The sequence below is a fragment of the Sediminibacterium roseum genome (assembly GCF_009939005.1).
Lineage (GTDB): Bacteria > Bacteroidota > Bacteroidia > Chitinophagales > Chitinophagaceae > Sediminibacterium > Sediminibacterium roseum.
Window position 1 is genome coordinate 161,412 of the sequence record NZ_JAACJS010000015.1, and the last position, 26,813, is coordinate 188,224.

At 47.5% G+C, this 26,813-nt stretch carries 25 protein-coding genes; 14 read left to right on the top strand and 11 right to left on the bottom strand.

All coding sequences use genetic code 11. The features are described from left to right. Positions 1 to 56: 56 nt before the first annotated feature. From GWC95_RS11845 to GWC95_RS11865, 5 genes are read left to right on the top strand one after another with little or no spacing between them, the layout of a single operon-like run. A complete protein-coding gene (locus tag GWC95_RS11845; RefSeq protein WP_161818941.1) occupies positions 57 to 767 on the top strand; it encodes a methyltransferase in 711 nt (236 codons plus the stop codon). 22 nt (positions 768 to 789) lie between these two features. Continuing rightward, complete coding sequence (locus tag GWC95_RS11850; RefSeq protein ID WP_161818942.1) at positions 790 to 2,289, top strand: B12-binding domain-containing radical SAM protein; 1,500 nt, start codon at positions 790 to 792, stop codon at positions 2,287 to 2,289. A 1-nt stretch (position 2,290) separates the two neighbouring features. Further along, entirely contained in the window at positions 2,291 to 3,340 is a 1,050-nt protein-coding gene (locus GWC95_RS11855; protein WP_161818943.1) for a radical SAM/SPASM domain-containing protein, read from the top strand. Between the two features lie 3 nt (positions 3,341 to 3,343). Then, positions 3,344 to 4,798: a B12-binding domain-containing radical SAM protein gene (locus GWC95_RS11860; protein WP_161818944.1), complete on the top strand. Its 1,455-nt coding sequence runs from the start codon at positions 3,344 to 3,346 to the stop codon at positions 4,796 to 4,798. Continuing rightward, a complete protein-coding gene (locus GWC95_RS11865) occupies positions 4,798 to 5,607 on the top strand; it encodes a class I SAM-dependent methyltransferase (protein ID WP_161818945.1) in 810 nt (269 codons plus the stop codon). Before GWC95_RS11860 ends, GWC95_RS11865 begins: the two co-directional genes overlap by 1 nt. Here GWC95_RS11865 and GWC95_RS11870 read toward each other — a convergent pair. After that, on the bottom strand, positions 5,580 to 6,524 hold the full coding sequence (locus GWC95_RS11870) for a hypothetical protein (RefSeq protein ID WP_161818946.1): 945 nt from the start codon (positions 6,522 to 6,524) through the stop codon (positions 5,580 to 5,582). The genes GWC95_RS11865 and GWC95_RS11870 overlap by 28 nt on opposite strands. A 141-nt stretch (positions 6,525 to 6,665) precedes the next feature. On the opposite strand from GWC95_RS11870, the gene GWC95_RS11875 reads away from it, so the two are divergent. After that, complete coding sequence (locus GWC95_RS11875) at positions 6,666 to 7,409, top strand: sugar transferase (protein WP_161818947.1); 744 nt, start codon at positions 6,666 to 6,668, stop codon at positions 7,407 to 7,409. Positions 7,410 to 7,414: 5 nt separating this feature from the next. Beyond that, positions 7,415 to 8,209, top strand: a complete 795-nt coding sequence (locus GWC95_RS11880; RefSeq protein ID WP_237722145.1) for an FkbM family methyltransferase — start codon at positions 7,415 to 7,417, stop codon at positions 8,207 to 8,209. On the opposite strand, the gene GWC95_RS11885 is transcribed toward GWC95_RS11880, so the two are convergent. From GWC95_RS11885 to GWC95_RS11925, 9 genes are all read right to left on the bottom strand, one after another. Next, a complete protein-coding gene (locus tag GWC95_RS11885; RefSeq protein ID WP_161818949.1) occupies positions 8,196 to 9,446 on the bottom strand; it encodes an O-antigen ligase family protein in 1,251 nt (416 codons plus the stop codon). The genes GWC95_RS11880 and GWC95_RS11885 overlap by 14 nt on opposite strands. A 4-nt stretch (positions 9,447 to 9,450) precedes the next feature. After that, positions 9,451 to 10,533, bottom strand: a complete 1,083-nt coding sequence (locus tag GWC95_RS11890) for a DUF1972 domain-containing protein (RefSeq protein ID WP_161818950.1) — start codon at positions 10,531 to 10,533, stop codon at positions 9,451 to 9,453. Beyond that, a complete protein-coding gene (locus GWC95_RS11895) occupies positions 10,530 to 11,615 on the bottom strand; it encodes a glycosyltransferase family 4 protein (RefSeq protein WP_161818951.1) in 1,086 nt (361 codons plus the stop codon). Before GWC95_RS11895 ends, GWC95_RS11890 begins: the two co-directional genes overlap by 4 nt. Beyond that, a complete protein-coding gene (locus GWC95_RS11900; protein ID WP_161818952.1) occupies positions 11,612 to 12,568 on the bottom strand; it encodes a glycosyltransferase family 2 protein in 957 nt (318 codons plus the stop codon). The genes GWC95_RS11895 and GWC95_RS11900 overlap by 4 nt, the downstream gene beginning before the upstream one ends. Then, a complete protein-coding gene (locus GWC95_RS11905; protein ID WP_161818953.1) occupies positions 12,561 to 14,198 on the bottom strand; it encodes a hypothetical protein in 1,638 nt (545 codons plus the stop codon). Before GWC95_RS11905 ends, GWC95_RS11900 begins: the two co-directional genes overlap by 8 nt. Next, entirely contained in the window at positions 14,195 to 15,643 is a 1,449-nt protein-coding gene (locus tag GWC95_RS11910; protein WP_161818954.1) for an oligosaccharide flippase family protein, read from the bottom strand. The genes GWC95_RS11905 and GWC95_RS11910 overlap by 4 nt, the downstream gene beginning before the upstream one ends. 15 nt (positions 15,644 to 15,658) lie before the next feature. Then, a complete protein-coding gene (locus GWC95_RS11915) occupies positions 15,659 to 16,651 on the bottom strand; it encodes a glycosyltransferase family 10 domain-containing protein (protein WP_161818955.1) in 993 nt (330 codons plus the stop codon). Positions 16,652 to 16,819: 168 nt separating this feature from the next. After that, positions 16,820 to 17,122 carry a YXWGXW repeat-containing protein gene (locus tag GWC95_RS11920; protein ID WP_161818956.1) on the bottom strand — a complete coding sequence of 101 codons (303 nt, stop codon included), beginning with the start codon at positions 17,120 to 17,122 and terminating at the stop codon, positions 16,820 to 16,822. Between the two features lie 147 nt (positions 17,123 to 17,269). Continuing rightward, positions 17,270 to 17,521 (bottom strand): hypothetical protein, encoded by a 252-nt coding sequence (locus GWC95_RS11925; protein ID WP_161818957.1) that lies wholly within the window; start codon positions 17,519 to 17,521, stop codon positions 17,270 to 17,272. A 206-nt stretch (positions 17,522 to 17,727) separates the two neighbouring features. On the opposite strand from GWC95_RS11925, the gene GWC95_RS11930 reads away from it, so the two are divergent. Then, positions 17,728 to 17,970, top strand: coding sequence for a helix-turn-helix domain-containing protein (locus tag GWC95_RS11930; protein ID WP_161818958.1), 243 nt, complete (start codon positions 17,728 to 17,730; stop codon positions 17,968 to 17,970). Positions 17,971 to 17,975: 5 nt separating this feature from the next. On the opposite strand, the gene GWC95_RS11935 is transcribed toward GWC95_RS11930, so the two are convergent. Further along, entirely contained in the window at positions 17,976 to 18,401 is a 426-nt protein-coding gene (locus GWC95_RS11935) for a response regulator (RefSeq protein WP_161818959.1), read from the bottom strand. 221 nt (positions 18,402 to 18,622) lie between these two features. Here GWC95_RS11935 and GWC95_RS11940 point away from each other — a divergent pair, with 221 nt between their 5' ends. From GWC95_RS11940 to GWC95_RS11965, 6 genes are all read left to right on the top strand, one after another. Further along, a complete protein-coding gene (locus GWC95_RS11940; protein WP_161818960.1) occupies positions 18,623 to 20,365 on the top strand; it encodes a GMC oxidoreductase in 1,743 nt (580 codons plus the stop codon). A gap of 66 nt (positions 20,366 to 20,431) precedes the next feature. Continuing rightward, the gene (locus GWC95_RS11945) at positions 20,432 to 20,830 is read left to right on the top strand and encodes a response regulator (protein ID WP_161818961.1); all 399 of its coding nucleotides are present in this window, start codon (positions 20,432 to 20,434) and stop codon (positions 20,828 to 20,830) included. 131 nt (positions 20,831 to 20,961) lie between these two features. Further along, a complete protein-coding gene (locus tag GWC95_RS11950) occupies positions 20,962 to 21,627 on the top strand; it encodes an NAD(P)H-binding protein (RefSeq protein WP_161818962.1) in 666 nt (221 codons plus the stop codon). 333 nt (positions 21,628 to 21,960) lie between these two features. Continuing rightward, positions 21,961 to 22,725 (top strand): hypothetical protein, encoded by a 765-nt coding sequence (locus tag GWC95_RS11955; protein ID WP_161818963.1) that lies wholly within the window; start codon positions 21,961 to 21,963, stop codon positions 22,723 to 22,725. A gap of 42 nt (positions 22,726 to 22,767) precedes the next feature. Next, on the top strand, positions 22,768 to 24,615 hold the full coding sequence (locus tag GWC95_RS11960) for a hypothetical protein (protein ID WP_161818964.1): 1,848 nt from the start codon (positions 22,768 to 22,770) through the stop codon (positions 24,613 to 24,615). Positions 24,616 to 25,264: 649 nt separating this feature from the next. Next, positions 25,265 to 26,813, top strand: a 1,549-nt coding sequence (locus GWC95_RS11965) for a hypothetical protein (protein ID WP_202630283.1), incomplete at its 3' end; no start/stop codon positions are given.

Below are 26,813 nucleotides of genomic sequence, written 5' to 3' on the forward strand. Positions count from 1 at the left end.
AAACCCGGTACGTATTATTTGATGATAAAGTTGGTTGCAAAAGATAAAATAGCAAAATGAGGCGCATCACCCGTTACCTGGCAACTTTTATTTACAAACCTTTACTGGTAAAATATCTTTCGAAAGAGAGGCCGTATTCCTATAAGAACATACACCTGAAAATACACCCGGATGTATTTCACCCGGGATTTTTTCACAGCACCAAGATCCTGCTGCATTACCTGGGATCGCTTTCGCTCCGCAACAAACGTTTTCTTGAGCTCGGCGCAGGCAGCGGGCTGATCTCGATTGCCGCGGCAAAGGCCGGTGCCGTTGTTACGGCTTCCGACATCAACCCTGTTGCCATTGACTACCTGCGGAGGAACATGCAGGCAAACAGTGTTTCGGTGAACCTGGCCATTTCAGATCTGTTCGATGATCTGCCGCTCCAGGTCTTCGACCTGATCGTGATCAATCCCCCATATTATTTCGATTCGCCCCGCAGCTTCAGGGAGCATGCATGGTATTGCGGAAAGAACGGTGAATATTTCCAGGACTTATTCCACTCGTTAAGCAACTATTGCAACAGCACAACCGTAATACTGATGATCCTCTGCGAAGGCAGTAACCGGGAGGCGATCAGGTCGATCGCCGGAGCACACGGGTTTGCGCTTACCTGTGTGAAAGAGGTACAGAACCTGATCGAGCGGAACTATGTTTACCGGATCACAATGAACGATCGGGTTCCGGTACCATTGAGTGGAAATGAAATGAATGCAACCGTATGAAGCATCAACACGGGCCAAAGCCATGAATAAAATATTATTATTTAACCCAAGAAGCAGCAACGGCAAATACCGTATCCCCAATTCCATTCTCAACATAGCCGCTTCTGTTGATGGGATCTACGACTGGGTGATCGTCGACGGCAACCGCGAACGCGATGCCTATGCAGCCATTTGTAAACATTTAAAAACGGGTAAGTTCAGGTACATCGGCTTTACCGTTATGCCGGGCCCGCAATTGAAAGAGGCCATCCCTTATGCAAAACAGATCAAATCGGATTTCCCGGGCACGATAATGATCTGGGGCGGTTATTTTCCCTCGAGCCATCACAAAGTGGTGCTTGATTCGGGGTATGTGGATTTTATCATCAACGGGCCGGGCGACCACGCCTTTCCCAACCTGGTAAATGCACTGGAGAAAAACGAACCCTATGAACTGATCAAAAACCTTGCTTACAAGACAGGCGGCCACATCATCAAAAATCCCAAAGAAGACCTCATCGAGCAATCCACTTTGCCTGCCCTCCCTTATGATAAGCTGAATTCATTTTATCCTGTTGAAACCTACCTGGGCAAAACCTATCTGGGTTCGAGAACGCTTGCTTATCACTCAAGCATTGGCTGCCCGTTCACCTGTTCATTCTGCGCCGTTGTTCCCATCTACGAGGCGCGCTGGAAAGCGAAACCAGCGATGCAGGTGTACAAGGATGTCACATACATCAAAAACAAGTGGGGTGCCAACGCGATCGAGTTCCACGACAACAACTTTTTTGTTTCGGAAAAACGAACCGTCGAATTTTCGCAACTGATCAAACCGGAGAACATGACATGGTGGGGCGAGGGCCGCATCGATACGATCGATAAATACAAAGACGAGTCCATCGCCGCAATGCGCGAATCGGGATGCAAGATGATCTTCTTCGGTGCCGAAACAGGCAACGATAAGATACTGAAACAAATGGACAAAGGAGGTACACAAACAGGCGAACAGATCGCACGGTTTGCAGAGCGCATGCGGAAGTTCGACATCATCCCGGAGTATTCATTTGTACTGGGTACACCTGCACCCACTGAAAAAGAAGTGATGGACCAGATCGATTTCGACATCAACTTCATCAAACAGATCAAAGCGATCAACCCCGATACGGAGATCATCATTTATACCTACAGCCCTGTGCCCGCAGAAGGTTCCGAATTGTACAAACAGGTGCTCGACAACGGCTTTTCGTTCCCGAAAAAACTGGAAGACTGGATCAGCCCGCAATGGGAAAAATTTGACCTGCGTAAAAACCCGCTCACGCCATGGTTAACACCGGAGATGATTGATAAGATCAGGAACTTTGAAACCGTTTTAAACGGCTACTACCCTACTGTTTCCGACATCCGTCTCGGCTCATTGAAACGCAAACTGGTGAAAATGGTATCTGGCATCAGGTATAAAACGAACATCTATCATTATCCTTACGAAATAAAGTTCCTGCACAAGATCTGGAAATACCGGCAACCCGAAATACAAGGATTTTAACATGACCGTCCAATCCATCACACATACCTATAAACGTTACCGCACCCTGCAAACGCATCGCATCAGCGCCTTGCCGGTGGTGATACTGATGCCGCACAGCGCGTGCAACTGCCAGTGTGTTATGTGCGATATCTGGAAAGGAAATAAAAACCTGAAACAGCTTACAGCAAAAGATGTAGAAAAGCTCATGTATGCCCTTAAACGTTTTGGCACGCAACAAGTGCTGATGTCGGGCGGAGAAGCGTTGCTCAACCCGAATTTTTTCCGTCTTTGTGAAATATTAAAAAGCGAGAACATACGCATCAGCGTTTTGTCGACCGGCATCACATTACAGCGGAACGCAACACAATTGCTGAAATGGACGAACGACCTGGTTGTCTCACTGGACGGCGATGAAATATTGCACAACCGCATCAGGAACATTCCTTCGGCGTTCTCAAAACTGAAAGAGGGCGTTCAATATCTCAAATCATTGAACCCATATTACAGGGTGACCGCAAGAACAGTGATCCATAAAATGAATTTCCGCAAATGGCCCGCAATCATTGAAACGGCACGGGAAATGGGATTGGACCAGGTCAGTTTTCTCCCGGCTGATATCAGCAGCCATGCATTCAACCGTGCAACTTTATGGGACAAAAACCGGCAGGATGAGTTGCTGCCAACAGAACCTGAGCTCATGGAAATGCAGGAGGTGATCGATCACATCATTCAACAATACGCCGGCCTGTTTGCCAACCGCTTTGTTGCAGAGCCTGCGTTGAAGATCCAGAAGATACACGACCATTACAGCGCGTTGTACGGAAGGAATGATTTCCCATATAAAAAATGCAATGCCCCCTGGGTTTCTGCTGTGATAGAGGCGGATGGTAATGTGAGGCCCTGTTTCTTTCACGAATCCTTTGGCAACATCAGGGACCGTTCATTTGAAGAGATACTGAACAGCGAGGAAGCGATCCGTTTCCGCAAAGAACTGGATATGGACAAGACCGAAACCTGTTTAAAATGCGTCTGTTACCTTAACCTGCCGCCACGCGCCCAACTGGTCTAACATATGAACCGGATACTGTTTACACATTCCTATTTCATGCATTTCGATCCCAAACAATGGGAAACGGGCCAACCCTATGCGCCGCTTGGAACACTGTACGCAGCAGCATTGATGCGCGACAACGGATACGATGTTTCGTTTTTCGATACCATGTTTTCAAAAAAAGCAGAAGAGATCATTTCGCCGCTTGAAGAAACGCTGCCCGATTTTTTCGTGATCTACGATGATGGTTTCAATTATCTCACCAAAATGTGTCTTACCAACATGCGCGAAGCCGCTTTTAAAATGTGCAGGATCGCGAAAGAAAAAGGTTGCATCGTTATTGTATCGAGTTCAGACTCCACCGATCATTACGAAGCATACCTGGATGAAGGCGCCGATTTTGTTTTGCTAGGCGAAGCGGAACACACATTGCTTGCATTGACGCAGTCGCTCGCAACCCGCAACAACAACCTGAACGAGATCCAGGGCATTGCCTATAAAACGGGAAACAGCGTTATCAAAACACAACGAAGACCCGTGATCAGGGATCTTGATACCCTGCCGATGCCTGCCTGGGACCTGGTGAACATTGAACCATACCGGAACATGTGGATGAAGAGCAGCGGCTATTTTTCGATGAACACAGGCACCACCCGTGGCTGCCCGTTCAAATGCAACTGGTGCGCAAAACCGATCTATGGCAACCGTTACAACTCCCGTTCTCCCGAAAATGTAGTAAAGGAACTGTTGTTCCTCAAACAACAATTCAACTTCGATCACATCTGGTTCTGCGACGACATCTTCGGCCTAAAACCCGGATGGGTAGAGCGTTTTGCGGACCTGGTCGAATCAAACCACCTGCGGTTCGGATTCAAGATCCAGTCGCGGGCAGACCTGCTGTTGCAGGAGAACTACGTGAAGGACTTGTCGCGCGCCGGCTGCGACAATGTGTGGATGGGAGCCGAAAGCGGTTCGCAGAGGATACTGGATGCGATGGACAAAGGCATAACCACGGGGCAGATCAAAGAAGCAACCCTGTTGTTGAAGAAACACAAGATCAAACCTTCTTTCTTCATACAATTTGGTTACCTGGGTGAAACGGGAAAAGACATCCGGCAAACAATAGATATGATCAATCAACTGCTGCCACACAGTATCGGGATCTCGGTATCGTACCCGCTTCCAGGCACCGTTTTTTATGATAAGGTGAAAGCAGACCTGAAACAAAAAACCAACTGGACAGATTCAGATGAATTGCAGATGATGTTCAGGAACACATTTAATCCGGGTTTCTACAAACAGCTTCACCGGTACGTTCATCAAACATACAGGACACACCTTGCGCTCGACGCTGCCCGGGCATTGCTGCGGTTCAACATCAGTTTTCCGGGGATCAAAAGAACGGCATCGATCCTGTATTATGCACCGGCAGCAGTTTATGCAAAACTGAAAATGAAACAACTCGAACACAACTGATGGATACATCAAACGAAATACATGCAGCAAACGCTTTTAACAGGCAGGCCGCTTTGTTTGATGAGATGTATTCAGGCGATACCATCATTCAATACAAGAGGGACCGGGTAAGAAAACACGTTCAGCATTTTCTCAAACCCGGGAGCCATATCCTTGAGCTGAACGCCGGTACAGGCGAAGACGCTGTTTTTTTTGCAGGGCATGGCCATACAATCCACGCAACAGATATTTCAGAAGCAATGCAGGAGCAACTTCAAAAAAAAGTAAACGCGCGGGGGTTGAATGAAAAGATAACAAACGAGGTTTGCAGTTTTACCTCACTTGAAAATCTGAAAACAACAGCGTTGTATGACCACGTGTTTTCCAACTTTGCAGGTTTGAATTGTACCGACCGGCTTGATAAAGTTCTGCATTCGCTTTCACCCCTGTTGAAAGAAAACGGGATGGTCACACTTGTTGTTCTCCCAAAATTCTGTTTATGGGAATTTCTTTTATTGTTCCGGGGTAAGATAAAAACCGCCTTACGCAGGTTCGCTGGTAAAAAAGGTGCGCGTTCGCACATCGAGGGTGAATATTTCAGGTGTTGGTATTACAATCCTTCCTTTATCAAAAAACAATTGGCAAAAGATTTCGAGGTTGTGTTGCTGGAAGGTTTGTGCACCCTCGTTCCACCGTCGTACATAGAAGGATTTGCAGAAAAGCGCCGGGGCCTGTATTCGTTCCTGTGCAGGATGGAAAACAGGCTGCGTTTTGCCATGCCATGGAGATCGATCGGTGATTATTACATTATTTCGCTGCGAAAAAAGTGAGCGGAGCTTTCATTTGACAAAACATCATTCTCTATCCGCTGAATTCTCTCTTCCACACTGTTCATGATCTTTTTCTGGAAGTGCTCCGGGTTGGGACGGGCAAAATGTTTACCGGCGATCAGTGCCAGCGGGTTGCCTTTACTGTTGAGCTGGTGATTTTCTTCCTTTTTTGCCCATCGTTTTGCAGTGATGCGCATCAGGGCATTGTCGATGCTGTTTCCAAGACGATTGTTCATCAGCTTCTCCAAAAAGCTTTTGACCAGGAACGGTTTGCGCCGGGTCTCTGCAAACGCTATAGGGGCATGGTTGGGAAAATAGTCAATCGCCCAGAGATTTGCATTGTAAAAAGACTGCAACCCTTTTGCACCGCAAACGGGTTTGAGGGTCACTACTTCCGTTGCTGTAAAAACATTTTTCTCGGCAATCAACAGTGCTTCTTCGTCTACAAAATAATTCATACAGAACCAGTGTTGCTTCCCGGCAAGAAAACTCAATTTCTTGAGGGCATGCAGAAATGTTCTCGCTATCCAGAGATGGTTTTTCGAGGTAATGATAAAGTAATCGATATCTGCATCCGGATCTGCGTAATTTTTTGAAAGAGATCCCGAAATGCCAACGCCTCTCACAAAAGGAAACTTGTACAATGTGCGGCCTATCCTATGTGCCGTAAGAAGCAATCCCATTGCACGGTTGTTTCCGAGTATGCGGCGCTGCTCAAGTCCGGGTTCGTTCTGCAGCGAATAATATTCGCCAAGACGGAAGATCTTTTTTGTTTCCAACAGGTGATCCAGTTCCGCACAAAGCGCAGCGTGGCTTATGGGCCTGTCCATGAAAAGAAATATTTCACCCGCCGTTACCGGGTAACGGAACACATCGAAATAAGCGATGGCCCTTAATATACTGTTTGCGGCATCCAAAAAAATGATTGAGTAAGCGTTCGTTTCGCCTTATCAAAATGACCATATTTCACGGTAACAAAAAAAAATATTTGAGGCAACCGCTATGGCTCTTTTTACGAATCAGTCGGGTAAGCCCCGAACACCGTAAGATCATACTCAATGTCAGACAATGCAAGCATTTCGGCCGTCAACATCCTGACGCCGAACCTACGCGTAGTTCCGAAGATCACCCGGTTGAGGGACCAGGTAGATGGCAAGAGAAATTACTTTCTTGCAAAACGTTTGTTCGACATCGTTTTTTCTCTTTCGTTTATCCTGCTGGTGCTGAGCTGGCTGCTTCCTGTTCTTTGGCTGCTGATCAGGACCACATCGGGAGGGCCCGTTTTCTTTGTGCAGAAACGCGTTGGGCGTGGCGGAAAAACGTTCCGTTGTTATAAGCTGCGAACAATGGTGGCCAATGCCGAAGCAGATCTTTTGCCTGCACTTGAGAACGACATCCGCATAACTGCGCTTGGCGCTTTTCTGAGGAGATCAAACATCGATGAGTTTCCGCAATTCTTCAACATACTGAAAGGAGACATGAGCCTGGTGGGCCCGCGTCCGCACATGCATACCGACTGCAGGAAGTTCTCTGCGCTGGTACCGAACTACAAATCGAGAAACCTGGTAAGACCCGGCCTTACGGGTCTCGCGCAGATCAAGGGATACCACGGGCCGGCCACAACGGCAGACAGTGTGCGTATGCGTTATCTCTGGGACAACCACTACATTTCAAATATGGGCTTCGCGATGGATATACGCATCTGTATTTATACAATACTGCAGAAGATCATCGCCGGTGGGAAACAGGTGCAGGATACATTACACATCAGCAATAATGCAGGACAAACCATTCACAATTGACGCCGATGCAGGTTGTTGAAATATACCCGATACAGAAACACCAGGTAGACCATCTTTCAATACCTGACCTGATCGCTCGCCCGGTTGAAAAATTAAGGTTGCAGCACCGCGCAGAAAAATACCAGTTCAAGGAAGACAAAGGCGGCGTTGCCTACATCAGGAAACATGTAAGACCGGGAGATACGGTGTTCGACATCGGTGCACACAAGGCGGGCTATCTTTATTTCTTTCTCGAACGCCTCGGCGCAAGCGGAAAGATATATGCGTTTGAACCGCAATCCATTCTTTACAGGTATCTTTCAAAACTACAGCACCTGTTCAACTGGACCAATGTAACGATCGAGCCGGCCGCAGTATCAGACAAAACCGGGGCGGCGCTGTTGTGCGTTCCGTTTAACAATGGAAGACATTCTTCCCCCTGCGCAACGATCATCGAGAGCCATATGTCTTTCGATTTCCAGTTGAAAGAAGAAGTAAAAACCATTCGGCTGGATGAGTATTGCAGTCACCTGCGCATTGTTCCCGATCTTATAAAAGTAGATGTTGAGGGAAATGAATTGTCTGTATTCAAAGGAGCAGAACAGACCTTAAGAAAATACAGGCCCAAACTATTGTTTGAATCTGAGGCGCGGTTTGTGGGAGAAGAGGCGGTGATGACAACATTCGATTTTCTTAAACAGATCGGTTACAAGGGGCACTTCATTATGAACGACGCGATACATCCGATTTCAGATTTTGACATCTCTTACCACCAGGACACATCTTCCGGCACTTACTGCAACAATTTTATTTTTGAGTAGCCATTCGTTTCTTATCAATATAAAACAGGGAATAAAAAGCGGCGAAAAAGAAGATCCCTTTGTTCCCATCCAGCACATTTTCTGAGAAACATACGATGGAAACGATCACGAGGAAAGAAAAGAACAATCCATCCCTTCGCTGTACCGCTCTTTTAAAACCGGCACAAAGCGTGAACAACAAAACAGATAACCCGATCAGGCCGGTTTTGATGACCATACTCAGGTACTGGTTGTGTATGTTTAGGTAGTTCAGGAAAGAATTGTACAATTTGTGTTCATAATAAACTTCCCTGAGCAAAGGGATCTCGCTTCCGCTGCCATGCCCATACACCGGCGACTGCAGCATAAGATCTTTCGCAGCCGACCAGCGTGCAACACGCGGTTCGAGCAGGTTATTGGTGGCATCGCTTTTGGTTAGGTCTTCTTTTAATTCAACAGTGAACCTTGTTTTCAGGGCTTCGGTCTTTGTGAGAACAAAAGCCAAAGCAGCCGTGGCCAGCAGCGAAACCAGGACATAACGCTTTCGTTTTACAGCGCCGATCCAGAAACAGGGAACGACAATATTCATGATCACCGCAAAAGAAATAAGAACAGCGCGGGAAGAGAGCTGGATGAGCCCCATTAGCAGGACGAGAAACATGGCCGCATAAAAAACTTTCCTTGTCTTTGTACCTGGCCCTAAAAACGCAAAAACACATCCGGCAGCGCCCAGGGTTATATACATCGAGAAATAAGTTGCATGCATATCGATCGGCGCAGCGAAATTATGATTGAGAAAAGCATTGCTGAAAATAGCCGACACCCGGAGATGGTGTGCCGCAATATTGCTGAACGCCGAAAAATACAGGTAAACGATCGTCAATGCGCAAACAAATGCGGACGCGAGAACAATATTCAAAACATACCGCCTGAATTCAAATCGGTTCAGCAATACGATCAGCGGGAAGAGTAACAACGCTGCCTGCCTCTCCCATTCAGAAAACGCTTCGCTCCTGTATTGAGAATACGCGGTGGCTGCCAATGTAAGCAGGTATACCGATGATGCAACCAACAGGTCTTTCCATCCGAACACCCGCATATCCTTTCTTTGCAAATGGATAAGGGTGTGCACGAACAAACTTCCCAGCGCAAGCTCGCTATACAACCGGTCAAACGGCAATGCGATCACAAATACCACCAGGTGATAATAAGTGATCTTATCGGCAACGCGTGCTTTTATAAAAAATGGATCGTTCATTCCGTTAGTATGCATTTAGAAAAATCGATTCGTATTCATCAATGATCTTTTTCCATGAATGATTCTTCCTGATCTTTTCAAGATTTGCCATGGCCATTGAAGCATTTTTATTTTGATCTGTTACAAGCGCCGCGATCCCTGCGGCGTCATTGAACCAATATGCATCCTCTCCTAACACCCACCGGTTGAATTCGTTATCGTGCGCACAGATCACCGCGCCGCAGGACATGGCCTCTAGCAAAGAAGGGTTTGTTCCACCCACACTATGGCCATGGAAATACAGCAGACAATTGGCACGCAACGAATCGAGCGAAGCACGGTCGTAGATCGCCCCCACAAAAACAATATGCGGATCGTTCACAAATTTCAACTTCATTGCCCGACCGAACTTATTTTCAGTATTGCCCACCACGATCGTCTTCTTTCCATCATTTCTTTTGTGAACACCATCCAATATGACCTCTATGTTGTTCTCGGGTTCCATTCTTGCGATGAGCAGGTAATATTGGTCTTTCGCGAGACCGTACCTTAACAAAATACTGTCGTCAACCACCGAAGGGATCTCTGATCCATAGGAGATAAAACGTACAGGCTCACCATATTTGCTTTCCAGGTATTGTTTGACCGCAACCGAGTCGGCGATATGGTAGTGGCTGAACCTGATCGCAAGTTTTTCAGCGTACCGCAAAAAAAACTGGACGGGTTTGCTGTACTTCGACCTTTTCCATTCCATCCCATCCATGTTGGTAACGATCACGGTTTTCTTCGGGAACCACTTTCCCCAGACAGAACTGCTTGTATATCCAAGTATCACCAAAACATCAAATTTCCGTTTGCGTGCGTGGCGGATGCAATTGAGGTCGTAAATAAACTGTCCCGCGGTGCCCAGGTATTTCAGATCCCTGCGGTGTATGATCTCCACGCCGTTCCATTCGTTGTTCTGGTAAGGATGATCGTGCGTGTTGTAAACGGTTACCAGGTGACCGCGCTCAACCAATCCTTTTGACAGGCATTGTGCAAACTGTTCAAACCCACCGTACTGGTTGGGTATGCCCCGTGTGCCTGCTATGGCTATGCGTAGTTTCATGGTTGTTCAATTACTTTTAAGTACGCGTTCTTTGTCTGGCCGGCTGCCTGTTGCCAGGTGTGCATTGTTCTTATTTTGTGTTGCAATGATGTGTTGACCTGCGCATGCGCCGCATTATCGATGGCTTTGTGGATAGAAGCCGGAGAAGAGGGGTCACAATAAAAAGCAGCGTCGCCGAAATATTCCCTGGTGTCGCCTTTATCGGTGATCACAATGTTGCATCCCATCACCGCGGCCTCGAGCGAGCTTAGACCAGTGGTTTCGAACCAACTGGGCAATACATGAACTTTTGCCATTTGGTAATATTTCCGCAACTCTTCCCGCCCTACCTGCCCGATAAACGAAACATTGTTACCGGCAACTTTCCTGCAAGCGTTGTAATACGAAGACTGGTTAGGTGCGGGTGATCCGATCAGCAGCAGCCTGTATTCTGTTCCGTTGATGGCTTTGATCAGGTTCAACTGATTTTTGATCCCTTCTATCCGCGCAACGCAGAGCACCAGCAGATCGTTTTTCGCATGCGTATTTTCAAAGTTGAAAAAACTTACATCAACGCCATTCGTTACGATCTCGTGTTTGGTGTTTACAGAATAGCGTTTGGTGAGGCGGTCGTATTCCGATGTGGAGTTGGGTAGCAGCAACGAGGCATTGTTTATTATTTTTTTAACAGACCGGCGCTGGCCATTTACCAGGTACCACCAGCTACGCAGCGAATCGCGGAGCAATAGCCTGCGTGAAATTGTTTTCAGGTATTCAATTCCATCCGCCGGAAAAAAAGAGAACAGCATGCCGGGCATTCCGCTCCGGTACTGTTTTTCAAATTCGCTGTAGTCAACAAAAACGGTTGACACTACATACGGTTTCCCGGACCGGTGAATATGATACAGGATATCGGCAGGTCTTATTATGTTGAAGAAATGAAGCATGCTGTATTGATCATAGTCGATCTGTTCCGTTGTGAGCTTGACATCAACCAGCACACCCAATTCGCGCAGGTGTTTTGCCGTTTGCATGACCTGAACGGTATCACCGCCGCTTGTTGTGAACAAAGTAGAACGTGTTATCATCGCAACCCTGATCATAATTTATTCGGGGTTTTATGATGGAGCCACTGGATAAAGGTGCGCGGCAGGAAACTCACCAACCACAGTGCGTAATTGTCGAACCGCAGCGGGTTGATGCGGAAAGCATTTACCGCAAAGCTGCGTGCGCGGCGCGGCTGGTAGTTATCCGTGAGAAATTTCTTCGCGCACAACGCATAATAGGCGCCCTGTTTGATCCGGCTCACATCCTGTTTCAGAATGATGGAACGTATCTCTTCTCCTTCCTCGCGAGAAATGCTGCCCAGGTGGATCGCATTCCGTTTCAGCTTCCGGAAACGCGCGCCGCGCCAGCGCTCGTCTATCGTAACGGACGCGGGGTTGAAACGCACACGGATCAACGGTTCCGGCAGGTTGCAGAATTTTCCGCAGCGCGCGAGTTGCACCCATAAATAATAATCCTCGAAATTGTGTGCATGCAGGGAATAGCTGCCGGCCTTCAACACATCATCTCTCCTGTACATTACACCGGAATGGATAAAAGGGCAATAGAAATAAAGCTTGGCAGAAATCTCCTCGTGCGAGTGGGCGATGCAGTTGAAATGAAAAAGATGTTCGCCATTTTCAAGCATATAATCCGCATCGCTTCCTACCACAACGTATTCGGGATGCGTTTCAAGAAAGCTGAACTGTCTTTGCAAACGGTGTTCATAGCATAGATCATCCGAATCGAAACGCGCAACGTATTTACCCCGGGCCTTTTGCAGGCCGGTGTTCAATGCCTTTGAAACACCACCATGCGACTGGCTCAGCAAGATGATTCGTTCATCGGTAAACGATCGAATCACATCAACCGTATCGTCTGAAGAACCATCGTCGACGATCAGCAATTCGAACGCGGTAAAAGATTGCCTGAGCACCGATTCGATCGCTTCCGCAATATATTTACCTGCGTTGTAGGCAGGCATGAGTACAGTGATCAGCGGTTCATTCATGACCCCGCCCCTCCTTGTGCGCCGTTCGCAGATCAAGAAATACAAGAAATTCAAAAAGAACAACGATCGATATCCTTTCAAACCAATACTCCACAAAAAAAGCAGCGAGCATGAGCAGCAAGACCGGAAGCGCAAAGGTTGATCCGCGCGAGCGCCAGGAAAAATAACCGGCATACAAAAACAAAAAAATAAGAACGCCGATGATCCCGTATTCGCCGGCCAGCTGGAAATACGTAGAATCGGGCGTGTTCGCCGCCGTGTGATTGATCTGCCATTGGGCATGATAATAGAGATACACATAAAGATGGCCATCCACGAAATAAGGATGCAGGTACGCATACTTTGCAGGATACCTCCCACCAATTCCCAGCGCGGCGGATTTGAATGCAATGCGCGAGGAAAAATTTCCCAGCCCCGCACCCAGCCATTTTTCAGATGGATGTTCCCTGTAAAAACCAGCCAGCTGCTTCGCCGCAATCAACTTACCCGGTTTGCTCCAATCGTATTTTTTATTGAGCGAATCTTTTTGCCCAACAGCATACCGTTCCGAAAGAAAAGCCGCAAAACGGTTTTCCTTTTCTTTCACCTGTTCGGTGGGCCGGTACTCGTTAAATATTTTTTTCTGTATTACAACGGCTGTGTCTGTTCGCGTGGCTACAGTGGTATCTACAACAGGCGCAATTGTTTTGATGACATTGCTGATGCTGTCGATGTAAAGCAACCCCGTTTTTTCCCTGTACTGTTCGAAGCTTAAAAGGCTATCTGGCATTTGTTTCAACTCCTCTTTTGTGATCACCTTTACAGGCGGCAGGTAATAGGGCTTGCCGATCATCTTATAAACAAAGCTCACCACATATTCGTTGTTTTGCGGCGATACCGTGGTGATGAAAACAATGAACATACAGCAGAACACGAATACCATGCTTTTCTGCACCTTGTCTGAGCGAAAAATAAAGATGAATACCAGGATCAACAGCAGGAAGATAGTGGTGAGGTTGCTGAAGATGATCAATACGCCCGTCATGCAAAGCAATGAATAAAAAAAACGGCGGCGGTACAGGAAATACAAAACGCCAAACCCGGCGATCATTGCAGTTGTAACTGCATCATCGAACGTGATGCCGCGGATGTAATCCCCGGTGCTGATGTAGTATTTCTGGTTCAACCCTTTATAGGTGTAAGGATTGGCCGTTCCGATCTCGAAAATGATCAGCAGCAGGCTCGTAAAAACCAGTGCGATGTGTACGAGAAAAAAAAGCGAGGCAGCCCGGTGCATTTTTTCCTGATCGCCCTTTTGAACCAACCCGAATACCTGGTAACACGCAAAGGCAGGAACGATCCACAGCAGTATCCCCATCGACATCACCAACAGGTAAGGCATGTGTACATGGCGGTATTGGATGGCCAGGTTGATGAGCGCTACGGCGATCATCAACAAATAAAAGATCACCGGTGGCCGCAGAAGAAATGAGCGCAACGAAAACGATCTTCTTTCCAATACCAGGATGGCAATAACCGCGGCCAGCTTCACAACCAGTTTTACATTCATTACAAGCACAAGGAACAGGAACAGTTTCCAGTCTGTTCCCCTCAACCATTTCGAAATGTTATCGACAACGGATGCCCTCATACCGGTTTGTATTTAGCAGTGACGGGAAACAGCCAGCGTTTTAAGAAAACCAGGTCGGCTCTTTGCAATTGTTTCGAAGCAAACAGCAGCGCAACATAAACTGCCGCGGCCGCCGCAACTTTCACAAAAATCGGAACGTTCAGCAGCAGGGCAAACCCGCCGCTGAGGAGCGCAATTGAAATACAGAAAACCAGCGGCAGCCATTTATCGCGGTTGCCGACAAACGATATCCTGTTGCCATACATGATACATTCAACGACCATAGCAACCAGGTAAGCGGCGGCGGCGCCTTTTCCACCCAGCATCGGGATCATCAAAAGATCGCCGCACACGATGATACACGCCGTAATGAACGTGGTTCTGAAGATCATCTTTAACCTGTTCTGCGCAAAATGCATGCTCCAGAATACGTTGATGAGGTATTGAAAAGGGATGGCCGCAGAAAGTAAAAAAAACACAAGCTGGTTCACCGCTCCATATTTGTTCTGCGTAAGCGCGTCTACAAATGGGGACCAGATGATATTCAACAACAGAGGAAAAAAAGTGGCGAGGATCATTTCCATCCGTATGAGGAAGGCGGTCTTCTTCTGCCGTTCCGAAACACCTGTTGGCTGTTTGCCAAACCATGCTGAAAATCTCGTGAGCAATAATGGGCCGATGATGAGCAATGGCACCGGTGAAAGCTCAAATACTTTGTATGCAAAACTGTATTCGGCAGTGATTACCTGTGTTGAAAAAAAACCGAGCAGTATCCAGTCAATACGTGCGATACAGGCGTTCAGGAACACCACACCGATCTGCGGAACGGATTCGCGGATAAGGGAAAGATAATCGCCGCTGCTCCATCCGGCCATGGGCACTTTCAAATGTTTCTGAACGAGGTATACACTGAGCAGCAATTCCGCCACAGACGAAACTATGTAAACCCATATGACCTGTTGTACCGTAAGCGATGCAAACAGAACCACGGATACAAGGAACACAGAACGTACCAGGTTGCCTGCACACGACATTACCGCCAGCCACCTATATTTTTCTTTGCCAGTAGCCAGTTGTTTAAAGGGCATCGAAAAAAAAGAAAGCACCTGGCTTACCGCCAGCAGGAGCAGCAAGGAATGGCGCGTAAAAAAAGAGGGGAATAAAAAACTGCCGGCAAGCAGGCAGAGGTAAAACAATACGCCGGATACAAACACGTGCCCGCATAAAACCGACAATAGCTTTGAAGCATCTTCCCCTGCCGCTATCTTTTTTACAACCACTTGTTCGAGCCGAAGGCTGAGCAGTGTTGTAACAAAAGTAAGCACGGCCAGCGACCAGTTAAATTCGCCATATACCGATTTATCCAGGTAATATGAAGTGATCACAAACACGAGCAAGCCAAGCAGCTGGTTCACGAGCACCTGGGCAGAACTGGCAGAAAGGTCTTTGAATAACTTGCTTCGCATTGTATTTGAAAAAAATTAGGTGCTTACAGATTTACTGGTAGCGCCTGCGTGTTTAATTTGAAACCATGCATTACTGATCCTTTTTTTCAACGATGGTGTTACCGGCGTTATCTCGAAATTCTTCTTACCCGATGGCTGAATGTTCCGCAACGCAGCAGCGGCGCCTGCAAGCGGTTGGTATTTGTTAAGTACCAGTTCACGCGCTTCTTTCAATGCTTCGATCCTTTCGGGCCAATCGTTTCTGAAAAGGCATTCCCGGATTTGACGCATAGCGCTGCGGGGATCATTGATGTCGATCTGGATGAATGCCTTTGCGGGAAAAAACTTCCCGATGTTCTTACATCCATGGTAAACCGGAACGGTGTAGGCAAGGAAACAATCGTTGATCTTTTCCGTAAAATAATACGGCGCCGAACTGTTTTCGATCGCGATGCTGTAGTAGTAATCGCGCAGGCCATCCATTTTATCGGGCAGGTAGTTGCTCCCTTTTCCAAAAAAATCAATAGCGGGCAATTGTTTCTTCAGTTCGTTTACAAAACGCACGCGGTCGTTGTGGCCCTTCAGCTGTGTGAGGTTTGATGCGATGCAGGAAACGGCTTTTGTTTTTTCGGGAACGGGCATGTCTGCAAGAAAGTTTCTATCCCCGTCCAACATCCATCCCAGAAACCCGTGGGATAAAATGGTATTTGCCGAATGGTTTATCGGCGAATACACAACCGCATACCGGTCGAGTTGCCTGAACATCCAGGGATGTTCATTGCGGTCGCCTGGCTCCATCATAAAAGCGATCGTTTTCCCCGGATCGCAATGCGTTTCAATGCTGCAGGATGGTTGGTTGAATACGAGTACCGCATCTGATTCCGGTAGCGGCTCAACTGAAAAAGCAAATTCGTCCCAATACACAAAACGCTCGCTGGACTCCTGCGAATATTTTTTGAGATAATTAAAAAGTGCATTGCCCCGCGCAAAATTGGCATTAACAAGAACGATCTGTTTTCTCTCATTCATACGGGGTTCAACGGCAGTGTTTTTTCGGGGCGACGACCTACCTGTGATACGGATTTTACGGGGTAAGGTTGCCCCGTGAGGATGCTGTTATTTGTACACGCACAAAAAACCCGGCAGATTGCCGGGCTTGCGGTAAAACTTCATTTCTTTCAGGTTTGTTGCCGGCCATTATCTCCAATAACCGCGCACCCAAACATGGCCGCGTTTGGAGTGAACCCAGCGGCCTGGAACATATACTGCGTTTGCCCTTGGTGGCGCTGCCCAATATCCGCCGCGCCATACATAGGTTCTTCCCTGCGGGATCCATTCTTCATCAACCCATACTTGTCCCACTGCAGGTGCAACGGGTCGTTTCACAACGATGGCCGGGCGGGCCGGGCGCACGGAAACATAAATACGCTGTGCGTCTACCGATCCCAATACCATTGAGAACACAAAGGCCAGCAGGCCCGCTTTGATTATCTTTTTCATACCGTATCGATTTATTGGTTTGAAGGTTTGACAAAAAATCAAATCCGAAGTTTAATTGCCCAACCGTGAACAAGAAACCGAGGCGCAAAGGTTTGGCCATAAAAGACCCGCATCGTTCTTATCCCTAATCACGATCCTTGCCTGGTTCTAGTCACTTTTCGGGGTTTGTTGTTCAGGATCGCTGTCTGATGTTCGCAAAGCCTCATTGTTCCATCCCTGCTCGTTTTCATAATTTGAGCCACTGCCCGCTTCTGTTCCCTGTTTGATGCTTTGTTTGCCAAGGCCGGCCGAGCCCTGCCCGAAATTGGAACCACCCTGTGTGGTTGATCCCGGGTGAAAAGAAGCGCGGGTGGGTTTGTTCTCTTTTATCTCTTCCTGGTTCTTTTTGTTGTCTTTCATAAATAGGGTTTACCTTATAAGCACCATAATTGTGCCGCAGGATCAAAAACGCGGGATCTTATTTCTGTGGAAAATATGCCCTCAAACAGTTGCCCCCTTGCCTTTTCACACGCATTTGCACCCTTTTTAATTGACTTATAAGCAGGGATTGAAAAATACATCTCTACCTTGCATACGAAAGCGCCTGCATTAATTCCCCCTGCTTCATGATCAGCAAAAAAGATCAACATACCTTACAAAAGTTCGGGAGACATCTTCGTTCCCTCCGCGAAAAAAAAGGGCTGAGCCTGCGCGGGCTTTCTGCTGTCTGCAATATCGACAACAGCAAGATCTCCAAGATAGAAGCCGGGAAGATCAACATCACTTTGATTACATTGCTGTGCCTTGCAAAGGCGCTGGAAATTACAACGATGGAACTGATCGGTTTTGAAAAGGAAGCAAGCGCTTAAGGCCGTTAAATAGCGATCCCTGCCAGCATGAGGATGGTTTTCAAAGTGTCGCGGAAACCCTCAAAAGAGCCTGATTTCTGGTAATAACCGCTTACTTTAAGTTCCTGCGCATGCTGGGTTTCAAGAGGGCTCTTTGAAGTGGAGAGAAAATAAAAAGGCACCTGTAAAAAAGAAGGAAGCGTTTCAAGCAACCTGGAGCGGAACTGGAAGCCATTGATCAGCGGCATATTCACATCGCAAATGATCAGCGCCGGCTCCTGGCTTGCGCGCTGCAGGTAGTCGAGCGCAGTTACCGGGTTGTTGAACAGCAGCAATTCATTGGGAGATTGCAGCTTTCTTCCTATCAACCTGATCAGGTCAAGATCCTCCTGGTCGTCGTCGATCACTACGATCGGCGGTAGCGAAATCGACTCTGAAAGATTTTCGGTCACGTTGTTTGCTTTATGTGTTAACTGCCTGCCTTTTGTATCTTACCCGGGCCATAGCCCCTGTTCCGTTCAACAATTCCGGGTCTAAATTACCTTTCACTATCTGTTACTTCACTTAAAAACAAGTTAAAAACAACAACCGGTCTGCAATAAATATACACAGGCAACTAAACCTGGTATTAAAACATAATTACTTAATTTTCCGCACCTATTAAAACAACTGCATGGGAGAAACGATATCCATTAAAAAAAATGCCAAAGCATACGATGTTGTGATCGTTGGTTCAGGCGCCGGTGGCGGAATGGCGGCTTATACGCTTACAAAAGCCGGGTTGAAAGTATGTCTGATCGAGGCGGGGCCTATGTACGACCCTGCTGTTAATGTAACGCAACTCAAAAACCCCTGGCAATCGCCACGGAGGGGCGCATCTTCCAGGTTCAGGTCGAATGGCGATTTTGATGCCTGTTACGGCGGCTGGCAACTGGATGGCGAACCCTATACGCAGAAAGACGATACCAAATGGGATTGGTTCCGCGCAAGGATGATCGGCGGAAGAACCAACCACTGGGGCAGGATCTCCCTGCGCTTCGGGCCCAAAGATTTCAAAAGGCACAGCATCGATGGATTGGGTGACGACTGGCCCATCGGTTATGACGACGTAAAACCTTATTACGACAGGGTTGATAAACTCATCGGTATCTTCGGAACAAACGAAGGGTTGCCCAATGATCCCGACGGTTTCTTTCTTCCCCCGCCCAAACCGCGCATGCACGAGCTGATGATCAAAAAAGCGGCGGTGGGAGCCGGTGTTACCGTGATCCCCTCGCGTTTGTCGATCCTCACCAAAAAAATAAACGATGAACGTGGCGAGTGTTTCTTTTGCTCGCAATGCAACCGCGGGTGTACCGTTTATGCGGATTTCTCTTCCTCTTCTGTACTGGTTAAACCCGCGGCGCAAACGGGCAATCTCGATATCATTACCAATGCCATGGCGCGTGAAGTGATGACCAATAAAGAAGGACTAGCAACAGGTGTTTCGTACGTTGATAAAAAGGATATGATGGAATACCAGGTTTCCGGCCGCGTGGTGATATTGGCCGCCAGCGCCTGCGAAACATCGAGGATCCTGCTGAATTCCAAATCGCAACGGCATCCCAACGGACTTGCCAACAGCAGTGATGTGGTAGGCAAATACCTGCATGATTCCACCGGCGCTTCGATGAGCGGTGTGATCCCTTCGTTGTTTGGCAGGAAACGCTACAACGAAGACGGTGTTGGCGGCATGCATGTTTATTCGCCATGGTGGCTGGATAATAAAAAGCTTGATTTCCCGAGAGGGTATCATATTGAATACGGCGGCGGAATGGGTATGCCCTTGTATGGTTTTGGAATGGGAATTGAAAACCTCAACGGCAAGTTCCTCGTGAACGGTAAAGCGAAAGAAGCCGGCGGTTATGGTGCCTCGCTCAAAGAGGACCAGCGTTATTTTTATGGATCGAGGGTGAGCATGGCAGGGCGCGGCGAAGCGATTCCGCTGGAGACAAATTACTGCGAGATAGATCCGGATGTGGTAGACCAGTTTGGCATTCCCGTGCTGCGGTTCAAATACCAATGGAGCCAGCACGAGATCAACCAGGCGAAACACATGAAAGAAACTTTCAAAGAAATCATGCACAACCTGGGCGCCGTGGTAACAAGCGGGGGAAACGATGGGCCGCAGAACAACTACGGGCTGGCCAACCCCGGTAAGATCATCCACGAAGCCGGTACGGCAAGGATGGGCAACGATGCCAAAAAATCTGCGCTCAACAAATGGAGCCAGGCGCACGATTGCAAAAACCTGTTCGTATCGGATGGCGCGCAGTTTGTATCGCAGGCGGATAAGAACATTACCTGGACGATCCTTGCTTTGTCGATGCGCAGCTCCGAATACATCATCGATCAGTTAAAAAAACAGGAGCTGTAAGCGTACGCAAACCAACTTTCCTATTTTTGAGGACCAATAGGTCTGCAACCCCCTATATAAAATTCAATGCCCCAGAAGTTTGTATTGATAGACGATGACCCGGATGACCGCGATCTTTTCAAGGAAGCCCTGGGCCGGTTGCTGCCGGGCGCCGAGCTCGTTGAGTTCACAGACGGAAGAAAGGCGGTGGAATGGCTATCCGGGATAACCGGAGAAAAATTACCTGCTGCCATAGTAATGGATTACAACATGCCACACCTCACGGCTCCCCAGTTGCTCGACAGGCTATGCGAAAACGAAATGCTCACCCATATCCCTAAGATCGTATGGAGCACCGCGGTACAGCCCACTTATTTCGATAACTGCAAGAACAAGGGCGCACTTGAGTATTTTATCAAGCCGACCACACAGGAGGGATTGGTGTGGATCGTACAACAGGTGATCGATTTTGCGGGGCGTGCATAAAATATACTTCTTATTTTGCCACAGATTTCACGGATTGACACAGTTTTTACGGAAACATCGGAACTTTAGCGGTCAACTGTGTCAATCCGTGAAATCTGTGGCAACACCCTCCAAAAGTTTACCTTCACCCAATGAAAAAAGCGATTCTGTTTGGCGCCAGCGGACTCATCGGTTCTTTGTTGTTGCAAGAACTGCTGGGTGATGAATCGTATGCACAGGTGATTGTTGTAGTAAGAAAAGACCTCGGTATTCATCACCCCAAATTGAAAATACTGATCGGGGATCTCCGGTCGCTCCCCTCTTTAAAAGATCAACTTGTGGGCGACGATGTTTTTATTACGCTCGGCACCACGAAAAAGAACACGCCGGATGAGAAGAAGTATTACGAGGTGGATCACGACTATCCCGTGCTCGCCTCCACGATTACAAAGGAAAACGGCGCAGATACCCTTGTACTGGTAAGTGCCGTGGGCCCCAACCCCGATTCAAAGATTTTTTACATTCGTACCAAGGCAGAAACCGAGCGGGATGTTGCATCCGTTGGCTTCGCGCACACACATATTTTCCGGCCTTCGATGCTGATGGGAAACAGGAAAGAAAAAAGGCCGCTTGAAAAATTCCTGATCGGCGTCTTCCGACTGATCAACCCGGTTTTCGTTGGTTCACTCAGCAGGTTCCGTGGCATAGAAGGCACAGATCTCGCAAAAGCAATGGTAATTGCAGCCAAAAAGAAAGAGGCAGCCTTTAATGTTTATGAGTGGAAAGAGATTATGGGGTTGTTGCAGGAACAACGGTAAATGTAACCCCGATACTTGCTGCAGGAACGAATGATAAAATCTTATTTTCGTCAGTCTTTATTCTCCCCAAAGCGTCCTCAAAAATTAACTGATTCCTGAACGTCTCCGCAGGTATCTCCTGAACAACAGAACTCACGTTGGAATGAGCTGAATTTCTCTATTTCTGCGGAGGCGACCATCATTTTTACTTGTTACAAGGAACACTTCGGAAAAGGAAAATACCTACTAATAGGTAGTTGATTTCTTTTCGCAGCAAAGCAATTTGCATTACAATAAACCGCATCGGCTCTGACCCTGCGAAAGCCCTTCATTTAAAATCTAATATAAATAGCCATGAAACATTCTCTGCAAAAAGCAAGCATTTTTCTTTTTTGCATCCTTACCTATTTGTGTTTTGCGGGATGCGAAAAAGATACTGATTCCACTACCAATACCGGATCAGGAAACGGAAGTGGAAGCGGCAGTGGCAGCGGTAGCGGGAGTTCCAGTACGGGAAATGCCATGTTTTGGATCGCTTCCGATTTAGGATGCGGAACCATCTCTGTTTCGGTAAATGGACAAAGCAAAACCATCACTTCCTTTTATAGCGCCACCACACCCACCTGCGGAGCGAGCGGCAGTGCAAACTTTACACTCCCGGCGGGCACTTACAATTATTCTGCTTCCTGCTCAGGTAAAACATGGAGCGGCACAACCAATGTAACCGCAGGAGGATGTTCGAAGGTACAATTAACCGGCTCCAACAACGGTGGCGGCGGCACTGGCGGCGGTTCCGGAGCGGGCACGGGAGGCGGAAGCGGCAGCACCCCCACTTGTACCAACATGAATGCTTCTGTAACTGCACAAGGCACGTGGATCAACAATTGTGGAAGCGGGGGAAACAACGACTTGTCTGTACGGGTTACCAATAACAGTACCAAAGCCCTTTACATCCGCATATTGTTTAAAAAGAAAGACGGCTCATTCGACTGCAGAGGCGTAAGCGTTGCGCCGGGCAATTATGGTACACAATCTGCCTGCAATGCCAGCGATTACAGGTTCCAGGCAATTCTCGATTCAGAATTTGGAAACAACTGTATGGGCACTTGCCAGTTTTAAAATCAATCAACACAAATCATCTCTTTCCAAATTCAAATAAAAGTGAAAAGCAAAACGCTCATTATATTGTTACCGTTCCTGGCCATCGCCTGTACTAAAAATGGAGAGCCCAATCCAGCAAGCAACAACGGCAATACCAATGGAGGTGGCGGCAACAACGGCGGCGGCAACAGCAATGCCAACACCATGGTGATCCTGTTCGAAAACAGCACTTTCAACGGCACCGCAACCATTGTTTATACAGATGGCTCCTCTGCAAGTGCAAGCTTCCTGGCAGGTATTTCAAAACTGCCGTTAAGCGCTGCAAAAGACAAGATCATAAAAAGCATTACGCCTCAAAACCAAAGTCTCCTGCTGATCGGAAGAACGGAAGGAGACAGCATCATACTTAATTACAACAACGGGATACTCAATTTCCGATCGCCTGTTGGCGGCTTCACTCCTATCGCAACCTATGCAGAGTTTCAGCTTATCAATAAAAACGCAATTGCTCCTGGGGGGCGTTACGAACTCAAAACAGATCTCGACCTGATGAATGAAGAATGGACCGCACTGGGCTATTCTTCGCCAGATGGTTTCTATGGTGTGTTCGAAGGTGGCAACCACAAGCTTAAGAATTTAAAGCAAACCGTTTCAAATAGCAGTCCGGGCGGATTGTTCAGCTACCTGAACGGAAACCGTTTTCCTGTTGAGGTCAGAAACATTACCATAAGTTCCGGAAGTATAACCTCGAGCAAAACAAACATTGGAGGCATTGCGGGTCTGGCTACGGGTGGTGTTACGATTAAAGGATGTCAAAACTATGCTTCGCTCTCAACCAATTCCGGTACTGTTGCTTTTGCAGGGGGCATCGTTGGAGAAATGGGAGGCAGCGTTACCGGTGGAGGAACGGTTTACATAAAAAACTGTGCTAATTACGGCGAGATCGCCGCCACCAACAGCACCTCGGGTGGAATAGCAGGAGGCGCTGTATTTAATGTAGGCTGCGTAATTGACAGTTGCACAAATGCAGGTATTGTTCGCGGCGCAAAGATTGGAGGCATTGCAGGCGGAATGCCAAACGGGAATGGTTATTTCCCCGTTTCCGGCTGCTTCAACAAAGGAAACATTATAGCCGGTAATACCGCAGGCGGAATAGTTGGATATGGAGCCGCAGGTATTTCCGGTTGTCACAATTCAGGAAACATAACCTGCAGTGATGGCAACGAAGTTGGCGGTATTGCCGGAAGATGTGCCGCTGTTATGAACTCTTATAACGACGGACTCATATCGGTCAACATTCCCGAAGGAATAAATGCGCCGGCAATAGGCGGCGTGGCCGGAAATGTGAACGCAGGCGCTGCCATTGGCAAGAATTACAACACGGGTAATATAACCGTTGCCATAACACGGGTTTACAACAGCAACACCATTGTGGGTGGTGTGATCGGTGGTTTTCCTACTTCATCCGTAGCATCATTGTCTCATTGTTACAACAAAGGAACCATAACCGTTAGCGGCAACAATCCTTACGTGATCATCGGAGGCGTGATCGGGTCAGCATCGTTTAACCACTCATTGGAGTATTCTTTTAATACGGCGCCATTGAATTCTACTTCCGGTAATGTTGGTGGGCTGATCGGTTTTGCGAGCAAGGGTAACCCTAACGTTACCACAGTGTTCAGGTGTTACTGGCTGGACAACGCAGGTGATAATGCACCCTACGCCGTGGCGAACTGGGGCAACACATTACCTGCTGGCACCGACATAAAAAAATTCAGCGCTACTGCATGGCCATCTGCTGCCGAAGGCTGGACAACAGGCAACGGCACAAACAACGCGAACTGGAAATCGCTTGGTGGATGGAACAATGCAAATCCGGTATATCCAAAACTCTTTTATGAGGACTAACCAGGATAAATTTTGAAGATTATAAGCGGAACGAGATCACGGCGTTATTGAAGGAACATCGGCAATTGTAAACCCCGCGATCCTGTTCTGTTGTTCGGAAGCTCTATGCACCAGAAAAAATCCGTGTAAATCTGTGCAATCTGTGGCAAAAAAACATCATACCCATCACGGAATGGGAATTCAAAAAAATAATACAAACGCTTTTATCAAGCGGGTAATTGTAAGTTCCAACAACAACTCAAATCCTCACTACAAAACAGCATATTTTGTAGTAATCACCTTACAAAAATCTATCAAAAAGTGAATAACTCCCAGCCAAAAAAAAATAATGCACGAGTAACAATGTTTTTATATACTTTTCGTTCCGTTTTTATCAACGGCGTATTTTGTTAACTGTGAGTGAATGGTAACGTTTCCCAACGGTGCCTTTAGGATTTGATAACTACACCACAATCCAATTCCGTTGAACGCTGATTTGTTAAAACAGTGACGCTTGATTGTGCAGAAGATCTGACTATTAGACGACTCCCCCCACGGTTTGTTTTTTAGTATTTTTTTTATAGACCAACTGCTTATGTATACCAATTCCCGTCTAGCAACGTTACTGCTGCTTGTAACCCTATGTGCAAGCTCCGTTTTCACGCCAGGAATGGCCGCTCCAAAAAATCTTACTGGTAAAAATGTGAAAGCGCCTTCGGAAGAAGGAAGCGCCGTTATTAAAAATGCGGCCGTTGTTTCATCAAACCTGAACAGCACAAAAACGGTACGTTCATTTTTCGCCCCCGTAATCACCGATGCAACGTATGATGCAGCAACCGGCACACTCGTGGTAAACGGTACGGATTTTCCCAGCAATGGCGGCGATGATGTGGATGTTTCGAAGCTTACCATTCAGGGCGACGACGGAGACTCCCGGCAGCTCACCCCTTCGAATGTTGCGATAACAAGTGCGTCCAGTTTTACTGTCGTATTAAACGGGGCAGATAAAGAAGCTGTAAACAAAATACTCAACAAGAATGGACTGACATCAACCGGGAACAATACTGCTTATAACCTCGCCGCTGCGCCTGGTTTTATGAAGGCACCCGATGGTGCAGGAATTGATGATATGGCAGGCAACGCCATAACAGTAAGCAATGTTGCGGTACCAACCATCACCGACGCAACCTATGATGTAAGTACCGGTAAACTTGTTGTAACAGGTACAGGGTTCCTTGCTGTAGCAGGTTCCAGCAATGACATCAACGTCACCAATTTTAACCTCAAAGGCGAGGGTGTTACCCTCAACCTGACGGGAGCCGGTGCAGTTGATATCCTTTCTTCAACAAGCTTCGAGGTAACATTAACCGGTGCCAATCTTGCGGCGGTGAACCTGATCTTCAACAAGAATGGTACTTCTTCTACAAATGGAGTTGCCTATAACCTCGAGGCAACAGAAGACTGGAACGAAGGCGCGGATCCAAGTACTACAGTGACCGTTGATGCGATCAATGCCATTACAGTAAGCGGTGTTGCCGTGCCAAGCATTGCAACCGTTTCGTATGATGCAGCTTCGGGCGTACTGACTGCAACAGGAACCGGCTTCCTTACTGCGGCCGGTTCTAACAATGACATCAATGCACTCAAACTTACCATCGTTGGTGAGGGCGGCGCATACACCCTCACGGGTGGAAGCGTTGATGTGATTGACGCAACAACTTTCAACATCGGACTTAAACCGGCTGATAAAAATCGCATCAACCTCATCTTAAACAAAAATGGCAGCAGCTCTACCAACACGATTGCCTACAACTTGATCGCTTCGGAAGACTGGAACGCAGGTGCTGATGCGGCTGTGCCGATCGTGGATGCCGTTACACCAATCACCGTTTCCAATGTAGCGGTACCGGCCATTGCATCGGTTTCTTACAATGCGTCAACAGGTATACTGACGGCAACAGGCAGTGGCTTCCTCTCCGCTTCGGGTTCTAACAACGACATTGATGCACTCAAACTTACTTTCGTTGGTGAGGGTGGCGCTTATACTTTAACCGGCAACAGTGTTGATGTGATCAGTACCACCAGTTTTGCAATCGGGCTCAATGCAACGGATAAAAATGCAATCAACCTCATCTTCAATAAAAACGGAAACAGTTCTACCAACGGCACCACTTACAACCTGGTTGCTTCGGAAGACTGGAACGCAGGTGCTGATGCAG